The 24760-nt window shown below is 59.5% G+C and carries 20 protein-coding genes; 11 read left to right on the top strand and 9 right to left on the bottom strand.

Annotated elements, in window-relative coordinates; all coding sequences use genetic code 11:
* The first annotated feature begins 121 nt into the window (after positions 1-121).
* Both RYB66_RS16900 and RYB66_RS16895 read left to right on the top strand, forming a co-directional pair.
* The gene (locus RYB66_RS16900; protein ID WP_002555595.1) at positions 122-355 is read left to right on the top strand and encodes a hypothetical protein; all 234 of its coding nucleotides are present in this window, start codon (positions 122-124) and stop codon (positions 353-355) included.
* Complete coding sequence (locus tag RYB66_RS16895) at positions 352-654, top strand: cell division protein ZapA (protein ID WP_005735052.1); 303 nt, start codon at positions 352-354, stop codon at positions 652-654. Before RYB66_RS16900 ends, RYB66_RS16895 begins: the two co-directional genes overlap by 4 nt.
* A gap of 13 nt (positions 655-667) precedes the next feature.
* Here the strand turns inward: RYB66_RS16895 and RYB66_RS16890 are convergent, their stop codons facing one another.
* Both RYB66_RS16890 and RYB66_RS16885 read right to left on the bottom strand, forming a co-directional pair.
* Positions 668-1381 carry a 3'-5' exonuclease gene (locus RYB66_RS16890; protein ID WP_316889677.1) on the bottom strand — a complete coding sequence of 238 codons (714 nt, stop codon included), beginning with the start codon at positions 1379-1381 and terminating at the stop codon, positions 668-670.
* Positions 1378-3312 carry a putative nucleotidyltransferase substrate binding domain-containing protein gene (locus RYB66_RS16885; protein WP_005735054.1) on the bottom strand — a complete coding sequence of 645 codons (1935 nt, stop codon included), beginning with the start codon at positions 3310-3312 and terminating at the stop codon, positions 1378-1380. Before RYB66_RS16885 ends, RYB66_RS16890 begins: the two co-directional genes overlap by 4 nt.
* Before the next feature lie 232 nt (positions 3313-3544).
* Here RYB66_RS16885 and RYB66_RS16880 point away from each other — a divergent pair, with 232 nt between their 5' ends.
* Positions 3545-3991, top strand: a complete 447-nt coding sequence (locus tag RYB66_RS16880; RefSeq protein WP_002555590.1) for a response regulator — start codon at positions 3545-3547, stop codon at positions 3989-3991.
* Positions 3992-4036: 45 nt separating this feature from the next.
* On the opposite strand, the gene RYB66_RS16875 is transcribed toward RYB66_RS16880, so the two are convergent.
* Both RYB66_RS16875 and RYB66_RS16870 read right to left on the bottom strand, forming a co-directional pair.
* Positions 4037-7774 (bottom strand): type III effector, encoded by a 3738-nt coding sequence (locus tag RYB66_RS16875; protein WP_316895006.1) that lies wholly within the window; start codon positions 7772-7774, stop codon positions 4037-4039.
* A gap of 866 nt (positions 7775-8640) precedes the next feature.
* Positions 8641-10818 carry a malate synthase G gene (locus RYB66_RS16870; protein ID WP_316886395.1) on the bottom strand — a complete coding sequence of 726 codons (2178 nt, stop codon included), beginning with the start codon at positions 10816-10818 and terminating at the stop codon, positions 8641-8643.
* Between the two features lie 321 nt (positions 10819-11139).
* Here RYB66_RS16870 and RYB66_RS16865 point away from each other — a divergent pair, with 321 nt between their 5' ends.
* Entirely contained in the window at positions 11140-11658 is a 519-nt protein-coding gene (locus tag RYB66_RS16865) for a glycine cleavage system protein R (RefSeq protein WP_005744056.1), read from the top strand.
* 223 nt (positions 11659-11881) lie between these two features.
* Here the strand turns inward: RYB66_RS16865 and rarD are convergent, their stop codons facing one another.
* Together rarD and RYB66_RS16855 are read right to left on the bottom strand one after the other, a co-directional pair.
* Complete coding sequence (gene rarD, locus RYB66_RS16860) at positions 11882-12769, bottom strand: EamA family transporter RarD (RefSeq protein ID WP_004663394.1); 888 nt, start codon at positions 12767-12769, stop codon at positions 11882-11884.
* A gap of 211 nt (positions 12770-12980) precedes the next feature.
* Positions 12981-13955: a serine/threonine protein kinase gene (locus RYB66_RS16855; protein ID WP_002555585.1), complete on the bottom strand. Its 975-nt coding sequence runs from the start codon at positions 13953-13955 to the stop codon at positions 12981-12983.
* Positions 13956-14149: 194 nt separating this feature from the next.
* Here RYB66_RS16855 and RYB66_RS16850 point away from each other — a divergent pair, with 194 nt between their 5' ends.
* Genes RYB66_RS16850 through RYB66_RS16825 form a run of 6 tightly spaced genes read left to right on the top strand, consistent with a single transcriptional unit; the run spans position 14150 to position 19700 of the window.
* Positions 14150-15169 (top strand): substrate-binding domain-containing protein, encoded by a 1020-nt coding sequence (locus RYB66_RS16850; protein ID WP_005781127.1) that lies wholly within the window; start codon positions 14150-14152, stop codon positions 15167-15169.
* Positions 15153-16154, top strand: a complete 1002-nt coding sequence (locus RYB66_RS16845; RefSeq protein WP_005735060.1) for an ABC transporter substrate-binding protein — start codon at positions 15153-15155, stop codon at positions 16152-16154. The genes RYB66_RS16850 and RYB66_RS16845 overlap by 17 nt, the downstream gene beginning before the upstream one ends.
* Positions 16154-17023 carry an ABC transporter permease gene (locus tag RYB66_RS16840; protein WP_005735061.1) on the top strand — a complete coding sequence of 290 codons (870 nt, stop codon included), beginning with the start codon at positions 16154-16156 and terminating at the stop codon, positions 17021-17023. The genes RYB66_RS16845 and RYB66_RS16840 overlap by 1 nt, the downstream gene beginning before the upstream one ends.
* The gene (locus RYB66_RS16835; protein WP_002555581.1) at positions 17020-17814 is read left to right on the top strand and encodes an ABC transporter permease; all 795 of its coding nucleotides are present in this window, start codon (positions 17020-17022) and stop codon (positions 17812-17814) included. The genes RYB66_RS16840 and RYB66_RS16835 overlap by 4 nt, the downstream gene beginning before the upstream one ends.
* On the top strand, positions 17811-18842 hold the full coding sequence (locus RYB66_RS16830; protein WP_005781120.1) for an ABC transporter ATP-binding protein: 1032 nt from the start codon (positions 17811-17813) through the stop codon (positions 18840-18842). The genes RYB66_RS16835 and RYB66_RS16830 overlap by 4 nt, the downstream gene beginning before the upstream one ends.
* A 24-nt stretch (positions 18843-18866) precedes the next feature.
* Positions 18867-19700: a phosphodiesterase gene (locus tag RYB66_RS16825; RefSeq protein WP_005781118.1), complete on the top strand. Its 834-nt coding sequence runs from the start codon at positions 18867-18869 to the stop codon at positions 19698-19700.
* Between the two features lie 268 nt (positions 19701-19968).
* On the opposite strand, the gene RYB66_RS16820 is transcribed toward RYB66_RS16825, so the two are convergent.
* The 3 genes from RYB66_RS16820 to RYB66_RS16810 all read right to left on the bottom strand — a co-directional run bounded on the left by RYB66_RS16820 (position 19969) and on the right by RYB66_RS16810 (position 23604).
* Positions 19969-21885 (bottom strand): PhoX family protein, encoded by a 1917-nt coding sequence (locus RYB66_RS16820; RefSeq protein WP_005735064.1) that lies wholly within the window; start codon positions 21883-21885, stop codon positions 19969-19971.
* Between the two features lie 81 nt (positions 21886-21966).
* Positions 21967-22731, bottom strand: a complete 765-nt coding sequence (locus RYB66_RS16815; RefSeq protein ID WP_316894918.1) for a TOBE domain-containing protein — start codon at positions 22729-22731, stop codon at positions 21967-21969.
* A 138-nt stretch (positions 22732-22869) separates the two neighbouring features.
* Positions 22870-23604, bottom strand: coding sequence for a ComF family protein (locus RYB66_RS16810; RefSeq protein WP_005735066.1), 735 nt, complete (start codon positions 23602-23604; stop codon positions 22870-22872).
* Between the two features lie 89 nt (positions 23605-23693).
* Between RYB66_RS16810 and bioB the strand changes: the two genes are divergently transcribed.
* Entirely contained in the window at positions 23694-24752 is a 1059-nt protein-coding gene (gene bioB / locus RYB66_RS16805) for a biotin synthase BioB (RefSeq protein WP_002555574.1), read from the top strand.
* Positions 24753-24760: the final 8 nt, after the last annotated feature.

The raw sequence follows: 24760 nt of genomic DNA, 5'->3' as shown, positions 1-24760 counted from the left end.
ACGCGTCTACGTTATGGACATGTCAACGTCATGACAGATCAGTATCAAAGCCTGAGCGCTGGCATGCGCAGCGACTTTTCTTTATCGTACGCGCCCGTTGAAATTTGCTCGAGAAATCAAAATGTTGGAAGCCTCCCTTAGCCAATTGGAACAACTTGTCGGTGATCTGGTGCAACAGAACCAGGCCCTTCAAGACACAAATGCACAGCTCGGTGCCGAGCTGGCAAAAGCCAAGGACGAGAACGAGAACTTGCAACTGAGCCTGATGGAGCAGGAAGAGAAGCAGGGCAGCACCGCCGCCCGTATCCAGGCACTGGTTGATCGCGCGACCAGCGCAAGCGCTGTTGGCGCATGAACGTCGATGGCAACGGTGTAACCGTTCTCACCATTCTGGGTAATGAGTACTCGGTCAAAGCCCCTGCCGGTGAAGACCTGACCCTTATGAAGGCCGCGGCGATGCTCAATGCGTCGCTGGCCGACACCAAGCGCAAATACCCGACGTTGATCGGTGACCGTCTGCTGGTTCTGGCTGCGCTGAACCTCTGTTCGCAGCAAATCGAGCTTGAGCAATTGCACAAGGTCGAGCTTAAGCGTTACCGCGAGCAGGTCGACGCGACGGTGGATGTGATCGCCAAGACCATTTCCCAGAGCTAAGTGCAGGTCGCAGTCAAAACGAGTGCGATTGCTTGCGTCTGCGCCATTGCCCGAGTCGCTCCTCCAGTAGCCGCGGGCTGTCGATCTGCTGACGACGGGCGTGGCTGAACAGGATCAGCGCCAGCTCTGCGGTGACCAGTGCATCAGCGCTGGCGTTGTGACGCTCTTCGGCATGCAGGCCAAAAAACTGCGTCCAGTCGTCCAGCCCTGCGTGACGCAGGTTGGCTTGTTCACAGAGCATCGGGGCTATTTCTGCGGCATCGAAAAACGGATGCCGCAAGCGGTAGTCCAGGCTTTCTTTCAGTGCGCGCGACAGCATGTGCTGATCGAACGGCGCATGAAAACCCAGAATCGGGCTTTCGCCGACGAACTCCATGAAATCCAGCAACGCCTCGGCCGGCTCGCTGCCCGCGGCAATCGCACTGGGCGCCAAACCATGAATAAGCACGGCCGGGCTGACCTTGTGGTCGACGCGCAACAGCGTACGCTCGAACTGTTGACCCAGATCGATGGCACCGTCTTCAATTACGACCGCACCGATGGACAGCACTTGATCGCGGTTCATGTTCAAGCCGCTGGTTTCAAGGTCCAGCACGACCCAGCGCTGTTGGCGCAACGGCTTGTCGCTGAGGGGCGCGCAGACCGGCAGCTTTTTGAGGCGATCCAGTTGATGCGCTTGCAAGGGTGTCTTTTTCGCGCGCGGCTTGAGCCATTCGAACAGGTTCATAGTTGATAACGCAGGGTCAGGCTGGTTTGCAGTCGCTGCGCCTGGCGAAACGATTCGCGCAGAATGCGTCTGTCCAGATGGTTGAGCGTGTCAGGGTCGATGCGGTTGGAGTAAGGAAGGTTCTGGCGGCTTTGCAATTGATGTTGCTGCATGCGGGTCTGCTGAATGAAGTGGTACGCCTCTTCATACGCAGCGCCATCCAGGGGGTCGATGACTTCACGTTCGACCAGTTGGCGCAGGCGTTCCTGGGTATTGTTGACGCCGACACCATTGGCAAGCGCCAGCAGGCGCGCACCGTCGACAAAGGGCGTCAGGCCTTCGGTCTTGAGGTCCAGGGTGTCTTTTTCGCTGCCTTTGCGCGCCAGGACGAAATCCTTGAAGCGGCCCACCGGCGGCCTTTGGCGCAGTGCGTTCTCGGCCATCATGCGCTGGAACAGCTTGTTGTCTGCTACCTGATCAAGAATGCCGCGGCGCAGTTGCTCGCCGCCGCTCTCATCGCCCCAGACCACGCGCAGATCGAAATAGATACTCGATGCCAGCAGGTTCTCCGGAGTTGCCTCGCGGATAAAGGCTGCAAAGCGCTGTGACCACTCGAGCCGGGACAGGCACAGGTCGGGGTTGCCGGCCATGATGTTGCCCTTGCACAGGGTAAAACCGCACTGTGCCAGGCTCTGATTGATACGCTCGGCAATCGGCAACAATAACGTGCGGATCTGCTCTGCCTCCGCCGCATCGCTGGCTTCAAACAGAATGCCGTTGTCCTGATCGGTATGCAGCGTCTGCTCGCGACGGCCTTCGCTGCCAAAGCACAGCCAGCTGAATGCAATGCCGGGGTCGCCATTTTCTGCAAGCGTCAGCTCGATCACGCGGCACACGGTGTGGTCATTGAGCAGGGTAATGATCTGGGTTATCTGGGTCGAAGAGGCACCATGGGCCAGCATGCGGTCGACCAACTGGACGATATCGCCCCTCAAACCGGCGAGCGCCTCGATACGCGGCGCATTGCGGATGGTCCGCGCCAGGTGGACCAGGTCGACCCGTTGCAAGGAAAACAAATCGCGCTCCGATACCACGCCACACAATCGCCCGTCTCTGACCAGGCACACGTGGGCGATGTGACGTCCGGTCATGGCGATGGCCGCGTCAAATGCGCTGGCGTCCGGGCTCAGATGGAACGGCGACAGGCTCATGGTGTGTCTGACCGGCGCGCTGAAATCGGCATTCACATCGGCAACTGCCTCACGCAGGTCGCGCAGGGTAAAAATCCCCAGCGGGGCCTGCTGCTCGTCGACAATCACGATGCTGCCTACCTGCTGTTCATGCATCAGTTTCACCGCGTCGCGCATGGGTGTTTCAGGGCTGCACATCACCGGGTGACGCATGGCCAGTTCGCCCAGACGTGTATTCAGGGAATACTGCGTGCCCAGGGTTTCAGCGGCGCGCTGCTGGACCTGCTGATTGACCTGATCCAGCAGGCTGCTGACGCCGCGCAGGGCAAAGTCGCGAAACGTTGTGGAAAGCGCGAATAGCTTGATGAACGCCTGCTTGTTCAATTGCAGGCAGAAGGTGTCTTCTGCAGCCAGGTGTTCAGTGCGAGTGGCACGCTCGCCCAGCAGGGCCGCAAGTGGAAAACACTCGCCAGTGGTAATTTCAAATGTTGTTTCTGTGCCGCCTTTGGCAGAATGCGGACGTTCACCGACGATTCGCCCCTGCTTGACGATGTAAAAGTGCTCTACCGGGCCATCGCCAGGCTTGATGATGCTTTCATCCGCAGCATAGAACCGGAGCTGACACTGCTCTACGAGGTACGCCAGATGCGCGTTTTCCATCTGGTTGAAAGGCGGGAATTTTTGCAGAAACTGCATGGTGCCGTGTATGTTCTGTAGCACGGCTGTCTTGCCTGCCTGGGTGAAAGCATCTGCCTTGCTCATGGCCTGTTCCGCGTTCTTGTTATTGGTGCTCATGGTCGGCCGCTTGCAGCCAGGTGCCCATTGGACGTAAGTCTTACGCTTGAACCGAGTGACAGTGCCGTGCCTGCTGCGGCGTAACTGATTTGACGAACGCAATGGATTGCGAGCGGAGACTGGCCAGGATGCCGACGAAATGCATCGCAGATTTATCCATATCTGCTGTCGGATTAGTTCAGGGAATGATGAGACTGCAATGATTGACCACGACATTTTGAGCGATGAAGAGCGCAATGCCCTCCATGAGGTCATGCTCACGCCCGCCCGTGACGCACCGCAACGAGTTCTGATCGTCGATGACGACAGCGACGCGCGCGAGCTGCTGGCCGAAATTCTGAGCCTCAATGACATCAGTTGCATGACCGCACCCGGTGGCGACAGCGCGCTCGAAATGATCCAGACGCGTCAGTCCATCGGACTGCTGATTACCGATTTGCGCATGGCACCTTTCGACGGGCTGGACCTGATCCGCAAGGTAAGGGAGTCGGATCGCGCCGAACTGCCGATCATTATCGTCTCCGGCGATGCCAACGTGCGCGATGCCATCGATGCCATGCACTTGAACGTGGTGGACTTCCTGCTCAAGCCGCTTAACACCAAGCAGCTGGTGAAGCTGGTAAAGCGTGAGCTGGGAATGAATTGACGCGTTAGTCGTGCAGTTGAATGACCAGCGTGTCGATCCCCGTTTTCACGGCGGCGGAAACTGCGCTGCAGTGCGCTGACCGTCGATATTGGAGAGCTTCTGCCAACGCAGCAGGTTACGCCAGCCGACAACGGTTGAGTCCCGTGCCCGTTCACGAACGATCAACACCAGTGGTCGCCAGGTTTCTTTGGTCAGCAAAATATCGTCAATGGCCTGCTGGGCCTTTTCCGCTGCCTGCACATCTCCGCGCTGCAAAGCCACAGCCTGAATGCCGCGATAGCCGTCTATTTCGGCGCCTGCCCGGCCCTTCATCGAGTAATTGACGTTGTACTGGCAATACTTGCTGTCCTTGCCCAGACGTTTGATTGTCGCCTCGAAAGCGTCAAGGTGTATAGCCGCGCGCAGGCGGTTGTCGGGGGTGTTTTTGTTGCCTGTCTCATCCGGCTCCAGTGTTTCGATGCAACGCATCAACCACAGATCGCGGTTGGCGGTGATTTCGGCCTGCATGTCGCGCGGCGTGGAGTAGTGCCGGTCCAGATCGGCGTCCTGTTTGTCGCCAATCAGGAAGGGCGATATTTCGTTCTTTTCCAGCGCCCAGGCCAGGTCTCGGGACATGCCCAGTTGCAAACCCAGCCCCTGACCCTGAACCCCATGGTTGGCACCTTTTTTTGCTGACGTGGCCGAGCTGGCAATCGGCGCGAAGTTCAGGTTGGCGGTGACCCCCGCCCGTTGCTGAGCAGTGTCACCCTTGGCGCCGACAACGCTGATGAATCCGCCGGTTTCCGTACGTGTTTCCTTGATTCGATCCGCTTCGACGTAGACCGAAGGTTCCGGCGTCAGGGTTTGAGAGGCATCGCTTGCGCCATCCTTGAAACGTACCGCCGGGACGCGCAATGCCATACGCGCCGCGACGTTGCGGGTGCTGGACGTCGCATCTATCTGGCTGACAGAGACCTCCGGGTTACGCGCCAGTATGGCTTCCAGCGGCCCGGCGTAGCGCTGGCCCTTTTGCGGGTCGATGATGTCCCAGCGGACCATGCTGTCCAGCGCGGTCAGCATGTTGCCGCGCATTTCATCGTCCTTGTGACGGGTGCGGAAAAAGCGCATGAGGGTCGAGCTGGTTTGGGTTTCCTGAGCGGTAAAGCGGCCAGTGAGCGCAGCCTGTATCCCCACACCCTCTGCAACCGCGCTTCCCGCCGCCACACCGATGGTGACCTCGGCGGCTTCGGTTCGTGCTTTGCCAAAGGACATTTCCATTCCCAGAATCGGCATGAACAGCTGGGCAAACGCTTCGTCACTGCGAGATTTCTCTGCCGAAAAGATCGGTGACACGATGGGCGATATCAAGCTGTAGGGGAGCGACGGCAAGCCTACGCCCAGCGTGCCTCCGCCGCCCAGCCGCAGCCGGTCGCGCAGGCGGCTTTCAAGAATGAACGGCTTGAAAAACGTCACAATGTCGCTTTTCTCGCTCAAATGCCGGGTTTTCAGCAGTTTTATCGCCGCGTTCAAGTCCTGATCAAGCACCTCTTCAACAGACTGAGCAGGTTGCAGCGCTGGCGGCAATATCTCGCGCAGGTGCTCATCGACGCGATTGATTGCCTCGTAGACCGACAGCTTGCTGTTCGCCAGTTCGCTGTACAGCGGCGGCAGTTCGATGTGCTGAGCTTTGTGCAGTACGTTGACTGCGCGCTTGCCGTTCGCGTCTGGCTTATCCCATATCTGTGATAGCCGCTGCTGTTGAACGCGGGCCTTGAGCAGGCTTTGCATCGATTTGCCATCGCGATTTTTAAGCGTCACCTGCGACAGGTGAGTGCCTTTCTTTTCCAGAGATTTGAGGTGATCGAGCATGGCGTGGGCGGCCGAGATTTCAAGTTGCAGTCCTGGTGCACCCTTGGCGTTTTTCAGGGTTTCTTCCAGCATACTGATACGCGCAGAAATCACCTGATCAACCTGCTTTCTGGGCGATTGCAGGCCCATGCTTTCGCCCACCGAGTAGGCCCGATCCAGCGTCGATTTAGCAAAGGGTGTTTTGTTCAGCGTGGGGACCAGGCGGCGTGGTAACGAGCTTTTCGCTGGGGCAGTTGCTGTTGCTTGCTCCGGGGTATTGGCCGCCACGGCGCGCATGACCCATTCCATCGTCGCTTTTTTCAGGCGCTGGTCATGCTGCGCATAGGGCGTGCCGGGAGCGTTGCTGAAATAACCGTTACGAACCGCGTTGAAGGCGGCGTGATCAACATCGTCGAACGACTTCTCGTCTCCATCCAGCTTGCTGCGCGCCACCTGTTTGGCGGTTTGCAGCCATGCCTTGACCTTGCCGTCGGGCTCTTTCTGCTGCGCTTCATCGGCATTCCAGAACACGCGCAAAGGCTTGGCCCGCTCGGCCACTATCGGTGCAGTGCCATCGCTGGAGAGCACTTGCAGCATTTCCATGCCACGCGGCACAGTTGCCAGTTTTCGACAGAGGTTGAGCGTGTCCTGCTGAATGCTGTTGTTTGTGGCGCTGCGGGTCCTGACCGACTTCGACATTTCTTCGGCAACGCGTGGCCAATGTTCCAGTGGGTGTTGGCTCAGTACGTCGAGCACACGGTTGGCACGTGTGGCGTCATTGCCCGTCACGTCTGCCAGCGCCGACGTTATTACCTCGATAACCGCGAAAGCTGGCAGCGATGTGGGTGGCGGCGTGCCTTGCAGGCGATCGCCGATACGTTGCAGGGCCGCTTGAATTTCATCCGCACCGGTTGCTGCAAAAGCGTGCGCTTGACTGATCTGACTGGCGAGGTACTGCTCGCGGACGTTCTTGAGAGCGGTTTTATCGATTCGTTCTTGGGCCTCGCCCTCTGCAGGCGTGGTGACCTGGTCTGATGCGGGCAGTTTCTGATCAAGTGTCTTGAGTGCAAAGCGCTCGTCATTGACGATCGCGATTCGCTGATGAATCTCGCCCAGCTCGTCGTTCAGGCGCGCAACATCGGCATCGACCCGCACCAGTCTTTTTGCCAGTTGCTGATGTGTTTGCATGGCCTGTGAACGCGTTGCAAGCGTCTGTCCAATGGCGGTGTCCAGCCTGTCGGCTTCGTCTGACCCTTCGGGCGTCTCCTGTCGCTGGGCGCGCAACGCAGAAAGCTGCATATTGGCGTGCGCGGCCGTGTGCTCGGCCGCGGTCATGTCGTGATCGAGTGAAATCAGCTCACGAGTCTCTGCCACCTTGAGTTGCAGTTCGATTTCGATGGCAGCGTGCCGGTCGGCGAAACGGACATCCAGCGCCTGCATGCGTGTGCGCAACTCGCCCAGCCACTGCTGAGAGAACTCGGCTTTCTGTTTAACCTGATCCTGCCCCTCACTCAGCGCGCCCAGTTGCAGTACCTCTGTGCCCTGAATCAGCTCCCGAAGTTGCTGGCTGGCCAGGCGGGTGGTGGAGTCGGCCTGTTGAACGCGAGCCCTGGCATGGTCCAGTCGTTCGGTCGACGTGGGTGGGGTGGCCTGTTCGAGCGATTCAAGATGCTCGCGCGCAGCGACCAATGCGAGGGTGGCTGTGGCGAGCACCTTGCTCTGATGATCCAGCCGGGTGCTCAACTCTTTCACCGCCGCTGCGATGGTTTCAGGGCTTTGCTGTGAGTTATCGGCCTTGGTCTTGGCGTTGCTGCCATTGCTGGCGACCTCGCGTAGCGGGGCAGGCTTTAGCCACGGAAAAATCCTGGTGGTAATACCCCTTACCGTTGAAGGGGCGGGTCGCTCCCAGAGAGACGTTGGCGCCGCCTTCAGGTGGGTCAGCGCCGAATCGACCATGCGCTGCAGTTCATGCGCTTCTTTCAGCAACGGATCGTGTTTCTCCTCGCTCGATAGGTGCTCACCTTCCTCCGGAATCCCGCTGCGCAAGGGCCGGTTTAAAGTACGACCGGTGCCGGGAATACCGAAACTGAAATTGGTCTGACGCTCGGAAAGCTTGCCAGCGATGCGCGTCTTCAGCCCGTGAGCTTGCTGAACACCTGGCGCTGATTTAGGTGCAGCAGGATTGGCGACTGGCGGAGGCTCAGTCGGTCTTGCCGTGACAGACGGTACTGCCGGCTGCGACGAAGATCCTGTTTCCAGAGGTACAACCGGGGTAGCAGAACGAGTATTGATTCTTAAGGTCATGAGCGGGCTCCATCGGCTCAGATATCAAGTTCGACAGATCAATACAGGTGGTGGTAGTAATCGACACTGCACATTCGGTGGTGCGTAAAACGTGTTTGAAGGGCTGTCGCCATGACGCCAAGAGGTTGCAGGCGACACTTCCTCAAACTGCCAGGGCGGCACGGGGGAGGCGTGTTTGCTCGGGTGCATAACGGGGGCTACGTTGCTGACCCGCGGTTTGCTTCCGTTGGTGAGTCAGCTGTGGCAGGTGCCTGAAACGTTATCCTGCTTGAACGGGAGGTTTTCGGACCTGTCTGGATGGGTGGTCGATATGTGGATTCGGTTCCGCTTTTATTTTGGTGCGCGCGAGGATGGGTGAAAGGTTGTCGGGGATTCAAGGAATGGCAGGTTGATCACCGACGCAATCAGAGACGTTCAGTTGGAAAGTATCTGGGGTATTCGAACAAAAAACGCGATGTTTACTCATCGCCTTCCCGAAGAGGCAGCAAGCTGCCTCTCAGGTCCGATGACTAAAATCCTTACATTCCTTTTTTGGCCTTGAACTCACGACGGCGACGATGCAGTACCGGCTCGGTATAGCCGTTAGGCTGTCGCGTACCTTCGATCACCAGTTCGACGGCTGCCTGGAAGGCAATGTTGCTGTCGAAGTCTGGCGCCAGCGGGCGATACAGCGGGTCATTGGCATTCTGGCGATCCACGACCGGTGCCATGCGCTTCAAGCTTTCCAGCACCTGAGCTTCGCTGACAACGCCGTGACGCAGCCAGTTGGCCATGTGCTGGCTTGAGATGCGCAGCGTTGCGCGGTCTTCCATCAGGCCGATGTCGTTGATATCCGGTACTTTCGAGCAACCTACACCCTGATCGATCCAGCGCACCACGTAGCCGAGAATGCCCTGTGCGTTGTTGTCCAGTTCGTTCTGGATTTCTTCGGGCGTCCAGTCGGTGTTCGGCGCAAGGGGAATGGTCAGAATGTCATCCACCGATGCCTGCTCGCGTTGAGCCAGTTCGGCCTGGCGAGCGAATACATCGACCTTGTGGTAATGCAGGGCGTGTAGCGCAGCCGCTGTAGGCGAGGGCACCCAGGCAGTGTTTGCGCCAGCCAGTGGGTGAGCGATTTTCTGTTCCAGCATGGCGGCCATCAGGTCGGGCATGGCCCACATGCCTTTGCCGATCTGTGCGCGACCTTGCAGGCCGCATTTCAGGCCGATGTCGACGTTGGAGTTCTCGTAGGCACTGATCCATTTCTCGGCTTTCATCTGCGCCTTGCGCACCACCGGGCCCGCTTCCATCGAGGTATGGATTTCGTCACCGGTGCGGTCGAGGAAGCCGGTGTTGATGAATACCACGCGCTCGCTGGCTGCCTGAATACAGGCTTTGAGGTTGACCGTGGTACGGCGTTCTTCGTCCATGATGCCGACTTTCAATGTGTTGCGCGGCAAGCCCAGCACCTGCTCGATACGCCCGAACAGTTCGTTGGTAAACGCGGCTTCCTCCGGCCCGTGCATCTTCGGTTTGACGATGTACATCGAGCCGCTGCGGCTGTTGCTGCGCGAGGTATTGCCGTTGAGGTTGTGGATCGCAGCCAGACTGGTCAACAGGCCATCGAGAATACCTTCCGGCACTTCATTGCCATGCTTGTCGAGAATCGCGTCGATGGTCATCAAGTGACCTACGTTGCGAATGAACAGCAGCGAACGACCGTGCAGCGTGGCTTCGCCGCCTTGTGGCGTGGTGTAGACGCGGTCCGGGTTCATGGTGCGGGTGAAGGTTTCGCCGCCTTTGGACACCGATTCCGCCAGGTCGCCTTTCATCAGTCCCAGCCAGTTGCGGTAGACGACTACTTTGTCGTCGGCATCGACGGCTGCAATGGAGTCTTCGCAATCCATGATGGTGGTCAGCGCGGCTTCCATGAGGATGTCTTTCACGCCTGCCGCATCGGTTTGGCCAACCGGGCTGGAAGCGTCGATCTGCAATTCGAAATGCAGGCCATTGTGTTTGAGCAGCACGGCGAACGGCGCTGAAGCCTCACCCTGAAAACCCACCAGTTGTGCATCGTCGCGCAGGCCCGTGTTGCTGCCGCCCTTGAGGCTGATGACCAGTCTGCCGTCGATCAATTTGTAAGCAGTCGAATCAACGTGCGAGCCAGCCGCCAAAGGGGCTGCCTGATCGAGGAATGCGCGGGCGAAGGCGATCACCTTGTCGCCACGCACCTTGTTGTAGCCCTTGCCTTTCTCCGCGCCGCCTTCTTCGCTGATGGCATCGGTGCCATAGAGCGCGTCATACAGCGAGCCCCAGCGGGCATTTGACGCATTGAGCGCAAACCGTGCGTTCATCACCGGCACGACCAGTTGCGGTCCGGCCATGGTGGCTATTTCTTCATCGACGTTTTGCGTGGTGATCTGGAAGTCCGCTGCTTCTGGCAGCAGGTAGCCGATCTCCTGAAGGAAGGCTTTGTAAGCCGAGGCGTCGTGAGCCTGTCCAGCGCGCGATTGGTGCCACGTGTCGATCTGCGCCTGCAATTCATCTCGTTTGGCGAGCAGTGCCTTGTTCTTTGGCGCAAGGTCGTGGATCAGTTGGTCCGCACCCGCCCAGAACGCAGTGGCGTCGATGCCGGTTCCGGGTGTGGCTTCGTTCTGCACGAAGTCGAACAGGACTCTGGCGACTTGCAGGTCACCGACTTGAACGTACTCAGTCATTGCACTTGCCTCACTCTGCTCAGCAGGGTCGAGCACACTCGGGGAGCGCTCTGTTATTGATCTTGGTGTCATGTAGTGCGAGATTCTGGATACTACATGAGCCGTCGTTGCGTGAAAACGTCGCTGAATATGTCATTAAACGACTGGATATTCATATCGGGTCACGATGATATTCATTGTGTTCCCAAAAGCGCTCGGGATTGTTCCATAAAGCGTGGCAAACGGTACACGATTTACCGCGCACTGGCTGCCTTCGGGGCTGTCTATACTGGTGCGACCGACGCCGTTTTCAAATCACCTGCACAGGAAGAGGAATTGACCGTGGATCATCTCGTCGTAACGTTGGTTGCTCCCGACAAACCGGGTCAGGTCGAACGTATCGCGCAATGCATTGCCGAGCAGGGCGGTAACTGGCTGGAAAGCCGCATGTCGCGCATGGCCGGGCAATTTGCCGGGATCCTCAAGGTGGGCGTCGAGCCGGAAAAGTACGATGACCTGATCAAAGCGTTGAACGCCCTGTCGGCCCATGGCATTCGCATGCTGTTGGCTGAAAGCGTGATAGAGACAACCGCCCCGACCCAGTTGATCAGCATGCAACTGGTCGGTAACGACCGCCCCGGCATTGTGCGCGACATCACCCGCTTGCTGGCCGGGCAGGGTGTCAACGTTGAACACTTGATCACCGACGTTTCTCCTGCGCCCATGAGCAGCGAGTTGCTGTTCCACGCCGATGCAGTGCTGGGCGTACCGGTGGGCTTGTCGCTGGATGACCTGCAGGCAGGGCTTGAGACCCTGGCTGATGATCTGATGGTGGAGCTGGTGTTGGGTACTGAGGACTAGATTCACTTTCAGGTTATCCAGGTTAACCGTGCACCTGCCTGTGGATAACCTGGGGGAATAGCCTTGCACGCCACGTTCGCCGTGGCCTGGCGAAAGTTGATCAAAAAACCAACAGTTTCAATGGCTTGTGCACAGATAAGGTTAGCCTGCCTGTGGATAACCCTTGGAGAACCTCTTGCAGGCCACGGGGGGCGTGGCTTGCGAGGTGTTGTGTGTTTTTTGATCAGCCTCGGCCGCGGGATTTCAGCCAGATATCCACACTGTAGATTGCCAGCCCCGCCCAGATGAAGGCGAAGGTGATGATGGTGCTGGTGGTCAGGTGCTCCCCATACAGCAGCACGGCCAGCAGCAGAACCAGCGTGGGCGCGAGGTATTGCAGGAAACCCAGGGTGGTGAAGGGCAGGTGACGGGCTGCGGCGTTGAAGCACACCAGCGGGATCAGCGTCACCGGGCCTGCGGCGGCGAGCCAGATGGCTTGCGTGGTGGTCCAGAATTCCGGCTGGGCGCTTACGGCCGTTGGGTTGAGCGTTAGCCAGATCAATGCCAGCGGCACCAGCATCCAGGTTTCCACTACCAGGCCAGGCAAGGCGGCAACCGGGGCTTTTTTGCGGATCAGGCCGTAGAACGCAAAGGTCAGCGCCAGGGCCAGTGACACCCACGGCAGGCTGCCGACGTTCCAGACCTGCTGGGCGACGCCAATGGTGGCGAAAGCGACCGCCAGCATTTGCAGACGCCTGAGCCGCTCGCCCAGCAACAGCATGCCCAGCAGCACGTTGACCAGCGGGTTGATGTAATACCCGAGACTGGCTTCAAGCATGCGGCCGTTGTTAACGGCCCACACGTAGACGATCCAGTTCGCAGCGATCAGCGTCCCGCTGAGTGCCAGCACGGCCAGTCGCTGTGGGTTGTTGCGCAGGTCACGCCACCAGCCGGGATGTTTCCAGAACATCAGCACAATCGAGCCGAAGAGGGCTGACCAGAGCACTCGATGGATGATGATCTCGATGGCCGGAACGGCGGAGATGGCCTTGAAGTAGATGGGGAACAGGCCCCAGATGGTGTAAGCACTCAGGCCCAGGATGTATCCACGGCGTGGATTGGCAGCTTGCATGGAGCGTCCCTTTAATACAGAAATTTCCGGTTTTATTGTGGGGTGATGCGGTTGATGGTTTTGATCGTACTCACGCTGGAGCGCTGGATGTTATACACAGGTTCGGCTGATTCACGACATCTGTGCCGCGTCGCTTGTTCAGGATCGGACGCGGAGCGTCCAGAGCTGCATGCGACGCGGAGCGCCGCACGATAATCTGGGGCTCATCAGGTCAAAACAGTTTCAACGGCTCTTCATTCAGCGCTGACATCTGCTCGCGCAGGGCCAGGATATGGTCGCCCCAGTAACGCTCAGTGCCGAACCATGGAAAGCTGTGCGGGAATGCAGGGTCGTCCCAGCGCCTGGCCAGCCAGGCGCTGTAGTGCATCAGGCGCAGGGCACGCAGTGGTTCGATCAGGGCCAGTTCGCGTGGATCGAAATCATGAAATTCGTTGTAGCCGTCCATCAGCTCCGACAACTGACCCAGACGTTCCTGGCGGTCGCCGGCCAGCATCATCCAGATATCCTGGACGGCAGGACCAAGGCGGCAGTCGTCCAGGTCGACGATGTGGAACATCTCGTCGCGGCACATCATGTTGCCGGGGTGGCAGTCACCGTGCATGCGAATGTTGGTATGCGGCGTGGCGGCGTAAACGTCTTCGACACGCTTGAGCAGGTCACGGGCTACCGACTCGTAAGCCGGAAGCAGGCTGCGCGGGATGCAGTCGTTTTCCAGCAGGTAATTGACCGACGCATGGCCAAAGTTATTCACACCCAGTGCTTCGCGGTGCGCGAACGGTTTGGTCGAGCCGACCGCATGGATACGCCCCAGTAACTGACCCAGGCGATACAGCTGATCCAGATTGCCCGGCTCCGGCGCGCGTCCGCCTCGGCGCGGGAATAGCGTGAAGCGAAAGCCGGCATGTTCGAACAGGGTTTCGCCGTTATGCACCATGGGCGCAACAACGGGCACTTCGACCTCGACCAGCTCGTAAGTGAAGCTGTGTTCTTCAAGGATGGCTTCGTTGGTCCAGCGCTGGGGCCGATAGAACTTGGCGATCAGCGGCTGACCGTCTTCGATACCGACCTGATACACGCGGTTTTCGTAGCTGTTGAGTGCCAGGATGCGGGCATCGCTGAGAAAACCGATGCTTTCAACGGCATCGAGCACCAGATCGGGAGTGAGTGTTGCAAACGGGTGAGCCATGACTACTCCTGCGCGCAGCAGGTTGCCGCGTCGGACCGCTGATGGTAACGCAGACCGGTCCCGGTTCGCTAAACCCCTTCTGTTTAAAGTGCCCAAGGGCCGAGTTGTCACCAAACGGTCATCCTCCGGTCGCTGTTTAGCCATGTTCGCCACTTAGAGTTGCCGCCAATGAGATCGATCTCAAGCGAGCGACCATGACTGATTTGAAAGAAGTTGCACGACTGGCCGGGGTTTCCCGGGCTACTGCTGCACGCGTCTTCGCAAGCCCTGAGGTGGTGCGCGCCGAGACCCGCGAGCGAGTATTCGTCGCTGCTCGTGAGCTGGGCTTTCGCCCCAATCGGTTGGGCAGACAGTTACGTCTGCAAACCACCAATCTGATTGGCGTCATCGTGCCAAACCTGCTCAACCCGGTGTTCGCCGAGCAGTTTCAGGCTATGGAACGGGCGGCTCGGGCACGGGGCTACAACCTGTTGTTGGCGACCACCGACTACAGCGCCGAGCGTGAAAGCGCCGTGGTTGAGGAACTGCTGCGCCAGCGGGTCGACGGGCTGGTGCTGACCGTAACCGACGCCGAGCACAACCGTGTGCTGGAGAGCCTGGCCATCGAGGACACGCCGTTCGTGCTGGCCTATCACCAGACCGACAATGAGGAGTACAGCGCTGTGTCTGTGGATAACCGCGCAGGCATGGCGCTGGCGACGCGGTATCTGATCGACGCCGGCCATCGGTGTATTGCGATGGTCGCAGGCCCGGTCATGCAGTCCGACCGCGCCCGCCTGCGTTACGAAGGCTATCGCGATGCCATGAACGAGGGTGGGCTTGAGGCGCGCCCGGTGATTGAAATGCCTGCCCATACCAACGCCGACTTCGCCGCGCTCGAACCGTTGTTACATGGTCCGACTGCGCCAAGCGCGCTGGTCTGTTCCAACGATCTATTGGCTATCAGCCTGATTGCCGAATTACGCCGCAATGGTTGGGGTGTTCCCGAGCGTCTTTCGGTCATCGGCTTCGACGGCATCACGCTGGGCACGCAGATGCACCCGACGCTGTGCAGTGTGGTTCAGCCGATTACCGAACTGGCGCACATCGTCATCGACCAGTTGCTGTCGCGGATTGCCGGCGCGGCACCGGTTTCTCATTGTCTGCCGTGCCATATCCGGCCCGGCGAAAGCACCCAGCCCTACCAGGAGATGCTTCATGCTCAGCCTCAGTAAAACCCTCGCGGCACTGCTGTTATGTGGTGCGGCCAGCCTCGCCCAGGCCGCCGAAACCGCCATCTGCTACAACTGCCCGCCTGAGTGGGCTGACTGGGGCACGCAGCTCAAGGCCATTGCCGACAGCACCGGTGTACAAGTGCCGCTGGACAACAAGAACTCGGGGCAGGCGCTGGCGCAGATCGTCGCCGAGCAGGCCGCGCCGGTCGCAGACGTGGTGTATTACGGCGTGACCTTCGGCCTGCAAGCGCAAAAGGCCGGTGTGGTCGATACCTACAAACCCAAGCACTGGGACGACATTCCCGCAGGCCTGAAGGACCCTGAAGGGCACTGGTTCGCCATTCATTCCGGCACGCTGGGCATCATGGTCAATGTCGACGCATTGGGCGGTCTGCCGGTGCCGCAAAGCTGGGCGGATCTGCTCAAGCCCGAATACAAGGGCATGGTCGGCTACCTCGACCCCTCCAGTGCATTCGTCGGGTACGTGTCCGCCGTTGCGATCAATCAGGCCATGGGCGGCACACTGGACAACTTCGGCCCGGCCATCGACTACTTCCAGAAGCTGGCGAAGAACTCGCCCATCGTGCCCAAGCAAACCGCTTATGCACGCGTACTGTCCGGTGAACTGCCGATTCTGGTCGACTACGACTTCAACGCCTATCGCGCTCGCTACAAGGACAAGGCCAACGTCGCTTTCGTGATTCCCAAGGAAGGCACCATTGGCGTGCCGTACGTGATGAGCATGGTTGCCAAGGCACCGCACCGCGCCAATGCCGAGAAGGTGCTGGATTTCGTCCTGTCTGACGAGGGCCAGGCGCTGTGGGCCAAGGCTTATTTGCGTCCAGTGCGCTCGAAGATGCCTGCCGACGTGGCCGCGCAGTTCCTGCCCGACAGCGATTACGCTCGTGCCGGTGTGGTGGATTACCAGCACATGGCTGCCGTGCAGGAAGCCTTTGCTGCCCGTTATCTGCGTGAGGTGAAGTAATGTCAGCCTCGCCGGGACACGCGCTGGCTCTGCACAAGGGCGGATTTATGAAGCTGCGGCTGCGCCCGACCGCTGCGGTGGCACTTGCTCCGGCGCTGGCGGTGTTGCTGGCATTCTGGCTGCTGCCGCTGACCCACCTGATCCTGCTCGGCGCACAAGGTTCTGACGGCAACGGCAGCGGTTACTGGCAGGTGTTGAGCAGTGCTCAATACCTCGGCAGCCTGGCGCAGACCTGTCTGCTGGCACTGGTGGTCACGCTTGCGGCGTTGCTGGTCGGCGGTATCAGCGGTGTGTTTCTGGCCCGTAACCAGTTTTTCGGACGCTCTGCGCTGGTGGCGTTGCTGACCTTTCCGCTGGCGTTTCCTGGCGTAGTGGTGGGCTTTCTGGTGATTCTGCTGGCCGGTCGCCAAGGCATCTTCGCGGCACTCGGGCTGGAGCTGGCTGGCGAACGCTGGATATTCGCCTATTCGCTGACCGGTTTGTTCATTGGCTACCTGTATTTCTCGATTCCGCGCGTGATCCTCACTGTAATGGCCGCTTGCGAAAGCCTGGACCGCAGCCTTGAAGAAGCTGCGCATTCGCTGGGTGCGGGTCATTGGCGGGTGGTGTGCGATGTGATCGTTCCGGGGCTGGCACCCGCGCTGGTGTCCTGCGGTGCGATTTGCTTCGCCACGTCGATGGGCGCATTCGGTACGGCATTTACGCTTGGTACGCGCCTGAACGTCACGCCGGTGGCGATCTACAACGTGTTCACCAATTACGCCAACTTCACCGTAGCCGCCGCGCTGTCGGTGATCCTCGGGCTAGTGACATGGGCGGTGCTGTTGCTGGCCCGTCGCATGGTCGGGACATCAGGGGTTGCCCTTTGAAACGTTCTCCATTGTTTGCTGCGCAACTGGCATTCACGTTACTGGTTTGTGCGTTCATGCTGGTCCCGGTAGTGCTTTCGCTGCTTGCCGGGCTGACCCGCAATTATTTTCTGGGCCTGTCGAGCGGTTTGACATTCGACTGGCTGGTGCAGGTCTGGCAAGCCTATTCACCGACTGTCTGGTTGTCGTTGCAACTGGCTGTGGCCTGTGCGATCTGCGTATGCCTGGTCGGCGTTCCGGCGGCGTATGCGCTGGTACGCATGAACAATCGCTTCAGCCGGGCCTTTGAAGAACTGATGGTCCTCCCCGTCGCCATGCCCGGCCTGGCCAGCGCCCTGGCGTTGCTGCTGACCTACGGCCAGTTCGGCAGCTTTCGCAGCAGCTGGCTGTTCATTCTGGTGGGCCATGTGTTGTTCACGTTGCCGTTTCTGGTGCGCCCGGTCATGGCGGTCATGCAGCGTCAGCAACTGCCGGTGCTTGAAGAGGCTGCCGCCAGTCTGGGCGCCGGGCCGATCAAGCGCTTTTTCAGCGTGGTGGTGCCCAATTGCCGCGCCGGAATTCTGGCCGGTGTGCTGATGGTCGTGACCCTGTCGCTGGGTGAGTTCAACCTGACCTGGATGCTGCACACGCCGATGACCAAGACCCTGCCGGTCGGTCTGGCCGACAGCTACGCCTCAGCCCGACTGGAAGTCGCCAGCGCCTACACCCTTCTTTTTCTGTTGCTGATTGTGCCGCTGCTGATTGCGTTGCAGGCCATCAGTGCGCGTCTTGCCCGTGGAGAGAGCCGATGAGCGGAACTACCATTCGCCTGAAAGGCTGCCGCAAGGCATTTGCCGACGGCACCGTTGCTGTAAAGGATCTGCACCTGACCATCGAGCCTGGCGAAACGCTGGCGATTCTCGGTCCGTCCGGTTGCGGAAAGACCACTACCTTGCGCCTGATCGCCGGGCTTGAACTTCCGGACGTCGGTCAGGTGTTGTTCGATGATCAGGACGTTACGCGCCTGCCTATCGAGCGGCGTGACGTCGGGATGGTGTTTCAGAACTACGCGCTGTTCCCGAATCTAGACGTCGCCGGGAACATTGTTTACGGCCTGAAGATTCGCGGCCTGTCGCCTGCCGAACGAAGCAAGCGTTGCGATGAGTTGCTGGAACTGGTTGGCCTGACCGGTCATGGCAATCGTCGTGTCAACGAGCTTTCTGGTGGTCAGCGTCAACGGGTCGCGCTGGCCAGGGCTCTGGCACCGCGTCCGCGGGTGCTGCTGCTCGACGAGCCGCTGGCGGCACTGGATGCGCAGTTGCGTGAGCGCTTGCGCAGCGAGCTCGATCAGTTGTTGCGTGGGTTGGGCATCACCTCGGTGTTCGTCACCCACGATCAGGGCGAAGCCATGGCCCTGGGCGACCGGATTCTGGTCATGGAAAAAGGCTGCGTCTCGCAATTGGCGACGCCCAGGGAAATCTATCAACAACCTGCCAATGCGTTCGTCGCCGGGTTTGTCGGCAATCTGAATGCGTTCAGCGTGGTCGAGCGCACACCTGCCGGTCTCAAGGTAAGCGGCGGCGAGCTGCCATGGAGTGGCGCTGATCTGCCGGGCACGGTGTATTGCCGCCCGGAGCATCTGCGTTTGATGCCGGAGCGCGGGCACCTTCAGGGTCGCCTGGTCGGGCAGTTTTTTCAGGGGGCGCAAAGCCGCTTGCTGGTCGATGTCGGTGGTCCGCAACCACTGTTGGTAGACAGCACCGACAACGTTATTCACGCCGCCAACGCTGCCATCGCCCTGAGTGTTGAGCCGCAGGCGCTGTTCACCCTGCATTCGTAACATCGTTTCCGTAGAGAGATTATTTTGAATCGTCCGTTTCTTATTGCCCAGATCAGTGACTTGCACCTCAAAGCCGACGGGCGCCTGACCTATGGCGTGGTCGATACCCTGGGTGCATTGCGCCGCGCAGTCGAACACATCAACGCCAGCAAGCAGCGCCCAGACATCGTGGTGATCAGTGGTGATCTGGTCGACTTCGGGCGTGAGGACGAATACGCCGTGCTCAAGCCTGAACTGGAACGCCTGCACATGCCGTTTTATCTGGTGCCCGGCAATCATGATGATCGGCACAACCTGTTGGCGGCGTTTGCCGAACAGGTGTACCTGCCATTGTCGGCCAGCGGACCTCTGGACTGGGTGGTGGAGAAATACCCGGTACGTCTGATCGGCATGGACACGACCATTCCCGGCGAGCATGGCGGGCGGCTGGATTACGGTCAGTTGGACTGGTTGCACGCGCAGCTGTCACGTCGTCCTTATGTACCGACGGTGATCATCCTGCACCATCCGCCGTTCATTACCGGCATAGGGCACATGGACCGCGAACCCTTCGGCAACGCGTCGGCGCTGGAGCGTGTGATTGCCCAGCATCCGCAAGTGGAGCGTTTGTTGTGCGGGCATTTGCATCGCCCCATGCAGCGGCGTTTTGGTGGCAGCGTGGCAAGCATCTGCCCTGGCACGTCACACCAGATCGTGCTGGACCTCGACGAAGCCGCGCCTGCCCATTTCAACCTGGAGCCGGCCGGCTACGTGCTGCATCGCTGGCATTCGGAACAGGGGTTTGTCAGTCATAACGCCGTGTTCGGCGGCCATGAAGGGCCATACCCGTTCTACGATGTGAACGGGTTGATTGATTGATTGATTGCTCATCGCTCCCACGCTCTGCGCCCGGCGTGATGCTCAAGTCTTGATGAGCCCGGAAAGCGGGGCTCGACGCGCAGTATCAGGCGGAGTAAAGATCCTTGTGGGAGTGAGCTTGCTCACGAAGACGGTGTTTCAGTCGATGCATTTTCGACGATCATACAGCCCTCTTCGCGAACAAGTTCGCTCCCACGGCCTCCGGCCAGAATCAATAGCAGACCTTTATATAACGATGAGCGATCTGCGTCCTCTTCCTGATTGCCGATCAGGCGCCGATAACGCCGCCATCTTCGCGGGTAATCACCATCACCGATGAACGCGGTTTGCCGTTTGGCAAATGCTCGGGGAACGTGGAACCACCGTTTTCACCGGGATGCTGGATGCCGATGAACATGGTTTTATAGTCCGGCGCAAAGCTGATGCCGGTGATTTCGCAACCAATCGGCCCGACCAGAAAGCGACGAATTTCGCCGCTGGCAGGATCGGCGCAGAGCATCTGGTTATTGCCCATGCCCGCGAAGTCGCCCTTGTTGCTGGAGTCGCCATCGGTCTGAATCCACAGCCTGCCGGCTTCATCAAAGCTCAGGCCGTCGGGGCTGTTGAACATGTTCTGCGCGTTGATATTGCTCGACCCGGCCTGCGGCGTACCGGCATGCACAGTCGGGTTACCCGCGACCACGAACAGGTCCCAGTCGAAGGTCATCGCTGAAGGATTGCTGCCTTCTTCGCTCCAGCGCAGGATCTGCCCGTATTGGTTCTTGGCGCGTGGATTCGGCCCGCCTACAGGCTGACCCTCTTCGCCGCGTTTGACGTTATTGGTCAGCGTGCAATAGACCTGACCGTCCTTGGGACTGACTACGATCCACTCCGGGCGGTCCATGCGCGTGGCTTTTACAACGCTGGCTGCCAGGCGCGCATGAATCAGCACTTCGGCTTGATTATTGAAACCGGCAGCCGCGTCCAGGCCATTCTTGCCATGAGTCAGTTCGACCCACTGGCCCTTGCCTTTCGGATGATCCGGATTGCTGTCGCCTGCATCGAACTGCGCCACGTACAAGGTGCCGTGGTCGAGCAGGTTACGGTTGGCTTTGGGGTTCTGATGATCGATCTTGTCGCGGCTGATGAACTTGTAGATGAACTCGCCACGCTCGTCGTCGCCCATGTACACCACGGCGCGGCCACCCTTGGTTTGGGTGAACGCCGCGTTCTCATGCTTGAAGCGACCGAGTGCAGTGCGTTTGACCGGTGTGGACTTGGGGTCGAACGGATCGATCTCGACCACCCAGCCATGACGATTGACCTCATTGGGGTTTTTCGCAACGTCGAAGCGTGGGTCGTGCGGGTGCCAGTTGATCTCCTTGCTGGCAGCAACCACGCCATAGCGCTTCATGCCGGCGTCGAACTTCTGCTCGGCGTTGCTGCTGCCGAAGCAATCAGTGAAGTTCTCTTCGCAGGTCAGGTAAGTGCCCCACGGCGTCTGGCCGCTGGAGCAGTTCTGAAAGGTGCCGAGCGCCTGAGTGCCGGTCTTGTCGGCATCCGTTTTGAGCCAGTCGTGGCCAGCTGCCGGACCACTCAGGCTGATCGGCGTGTTGCCGTGAATGCGACGGTTGTAGCGCGAGTCCTGAACGAACTGCCACTTACCATTGTGCTGTTGCACTTCGATCACGGAAACGCCTTCTGCAGCCAGTGCCTTTTGCACTTCTTCAGCCGATTGCGGCTCTTTGCCGTGATCGAAAAGGTAGCGGTAATTGGTGTATTCGTTGTTGATCGCCATCAGTGCGCGATCCTTGTGGCCTGGCATCGGGAACAGGCACATGCCGTCGTTGTTGTCGCCGAACTGCACTTCCTGAGCCTGGGCCGTACCCTTGCCGCTCGGGTCGAAAGCCGGGCCGCCTGCCTGTAAAGGGTGGCCCCAACTGATCAGAACGGATGAGGTATAGCCTTGCGGCAGGCTGATGCTGTCGGCAGTGGCGGCAGGGATGCTCTGGAAGCCCAGCAGTGTGCCGGACGCTGCGCTGACGCTGTTCGCGAGAACCGTGCGGCTCAACAGGTTGCCACCCAGAAACATCGCTGCGCCGCACAGGGCACCTGCGCTGATGAAGCCCCGGCGGGTGAGTCCGACCTTGTCTGTGCCGACCAGATTTTCCAGATCGGTGGTTTGATTTTCTTCTAATAGTTTCATTATCACGGCTCCCTCGAATATGGCAGCTACCTTAGTGCGCACATATGACGGAATTGTGTCGCGGTAATGACTTGCCGACGCTTACATCGGTATACCCAGCAACACCAGTGAAGCGGCAAATCTTGCCTGCACCGTGGCACCGCTTTTCAGCTGTCGTGCATGCAGGTGCTCAGGTGTCGCCAGGGCGCACAGCGTCTGGCCGCCGGGGAGTGTGATTCGCACTTCGCTTGGGCCATCTTCAGCGTCGGTCACGTTATCGATTCGCCCGATCAGGCAATTGTTTCCATTTGTTTCTTCGCTGTTGTCTGCATGCAGTTCCAGCCAACCGGCCTTGATCAGTGCAACCACCTCCGTGCCGTTTTCCAGCTCCAGACGCAGGGTGCTGTCATGGGTGACCTGTGCTTCGATGAACACCTCGCCAGCCAATTGCAGGCGAACCTGATCGTTGTGTCCCTGACGGGTGATGTTGACGATCCGCCCCAGCAACTGATTGCGTGCGCTGGTACGCAAGGTCAGGCGATTGAGCAGGTCAAGGTCGCTGCTGTCTTCGGCCGCTTCCAGCACTTGGGCCTGCAATGCCTGCACCCGCTGATAAAGACGCAGCACTCGCTCGCCCTCTAGCGACAGCTTAGCGCCGCCACCGCCACGTCCGCCGACACTGCGTTCTACCAGCGGCTTTTGCGCCAGATTGTTCAGCTCATCAATGGCGTCCCATGCTGCCTTGTAGCTCAAGCCTGCGCTTTTCGCAGCACGGGTGATCGAGCCCTGTTCGGCAATGTGCTGCAACAACGCGATACGTTGCGGGCGGTGGACCATGTGTTGCGTCAGCGGGGTGGGTAGCGACATGGCGATCTGCGATGGTCGAGTAGGAGAGGGCAGTATGATCGCTCTCGCGCATGGCGTCGAAACCGGACGCGGAGCGTCCCGAAAGGCATTACCACGCTGGAGCGTGGGAACGATATTAAACCAGACGCGCAGGGGCCATTAGTCACCCGGCTTGGGCGTGCGCGCCAGGCAATACACGTCCACTCTTCGCGCACCGGCCTTGTTCAGCAGTCGCGCAATGACCTCTGCCGTCGAACCGGTGGTCAGGACGTCGTCCACCAGCGCCAGGTGCTTGCCCTGCACCCAGTCGGGATCAACGAGGGTGAAGGCGTCGCGCAGGTTGCGTTTGCGTGCCTTGGCGTCCAGCCCTTGTTGCGCTGCTGTCTCCCGGCTGCGCAACACATGGTGTTCGTCAACGGGCAGCTGCAACTGTTTACCCAGCCACCCGGCCAGCATCGCCGCCTGGTTATAGCCGCGCTGGCGCAGGCGTTTGTTGGCGAGAGGAACAGGAATCAGGTAATCGGGCCGTGGCAGGTCTTCCTCGAAACGGTGTTGTAGAAACTGCCCACACAGTTCGGCCAGCAGGCGTCCCATCGGCCATTTACCGTTATGTTTGAAACGGGTGATCAGGCTGTCCACCGGGAAGTCGTACAGCCACGGCGCGATCACCTGAGCAAATCCGGGAGGGCGCTTGCAACATTGCGCGCAGCTCATGCCGGAGAGGGGTAAAGGCAGCGCACAGCAGTCGCACTGGCTGCCCAGCCATGGCAGCTCGGCTTCGCACGGCACGCAGACAGGCATTGGCACCTCGCTGCGCTCATCGCATAACAAACAGTGTTGTTTGTTTTTTAACCAGATGTAAACCTCGTATTGGCGGTTGGGTTGACAGCGCATGGCTCTTCCTTAAATATGCCCGACATCCGTGTAGCGCATGGTGCCTTTACGCCCTCGCGCATTGCCCAGAAACACCAAGGAGCCGCCCGATGAGCGCCAGCACCACCGCCACTTTGCGTCACGACTGGACTTTAGCCGAGGTCAGGGCGCTGTTCGTACAGCCATTCAATGACCTGCTGTTTCAGGCGCAAACGGTGCACCGCGCTCATTTCGACGCCAACCGTGTGCAGGTTTCCACGCTGCTGTCGATCAAGACAGGCGCTTGCCCGGAAGACTGCAAATACTGTCCGCAGTCCGGTCACTACAACACCGGTCTTGAGAAAGAAAAACTGCTGGAAGTGCAGAAGGTGCTTGAGGAAGCAGCGCGTGCCAAAGCCATTGGTTCGACCCGTTTCTGCATGGGCGCGGCCTGGAAGCATCCTTCCGCCAAGGACATGCCTTACGTGCTGGAGATGGTCAAAGGCGTGAAAGCCATGGGCATGGAAACCTGCATGACCCTGGGCCGTCTCGATCAGGAGCAGACCGAAGCGCTGGCCACTGCGGGCCTGGATTACTACAACCATAACCTCGACACCTCGCCGGAGTTCTACGGCAGCATCATCACCACCCGGACCTACAGCGAGCGCCTGCAAACCCTGGCCTACGTGCGTGATGCCGGGATGAAGATCTGCTCGGGCGGCATTCTGGGCATGGGCGAGTCCCTCGACGACCGCGCCGGGTTGCTGATCCAGCTGGCAAACCTGCCGGAGCACCCGGAGTCGGTGCCGATCAACATGCTGGTCAAGGTTGCCGGTACGCCCCTGGAAAACGCCGAAGACGTCGACCCGTTCGACTTCATCCGCATGCTCGCGGTGGCACGGATTCTCATGCCGCAATCCCACGTGCGGTTGTCTGCCGGGCGCGAAGCGATGAACGAGCAAATGCAGGCGCTGGCCTTCTTCGCCGGTGCCAACTCGATTTTCTATGGCGACAAGCTGCTGACCACAGCCAACCCGCAAGCCGACAAGGACATGCTGTTGTTCTCGCGTCTGGGCATCAAGCCCGAAGCGGGCGAAGGCCATGCTGATGAAGTGCATCAGGCCGCCATCGAACAGGCGCTGGTCGAACAGCAAAGCAGTTCGATGTTCTACGACGCTGCTTCTGCCTGACCCCTTGA

This window comes from Pseudomonas syringae group sp. 243L2 (assembly GCF_032587875.1).
GTDB lineage: Bacteria > Pseudomonadota > Gammaproteobacteria > Pseudomonadales > Pseudomonadaceae > Aquipseudomonas > Aquipseudomonas amygdali.
Note: the sequence above shows the minus strand (reverse complement) of the source record. Positions and strands in the feature narration are given on the sequence as shown.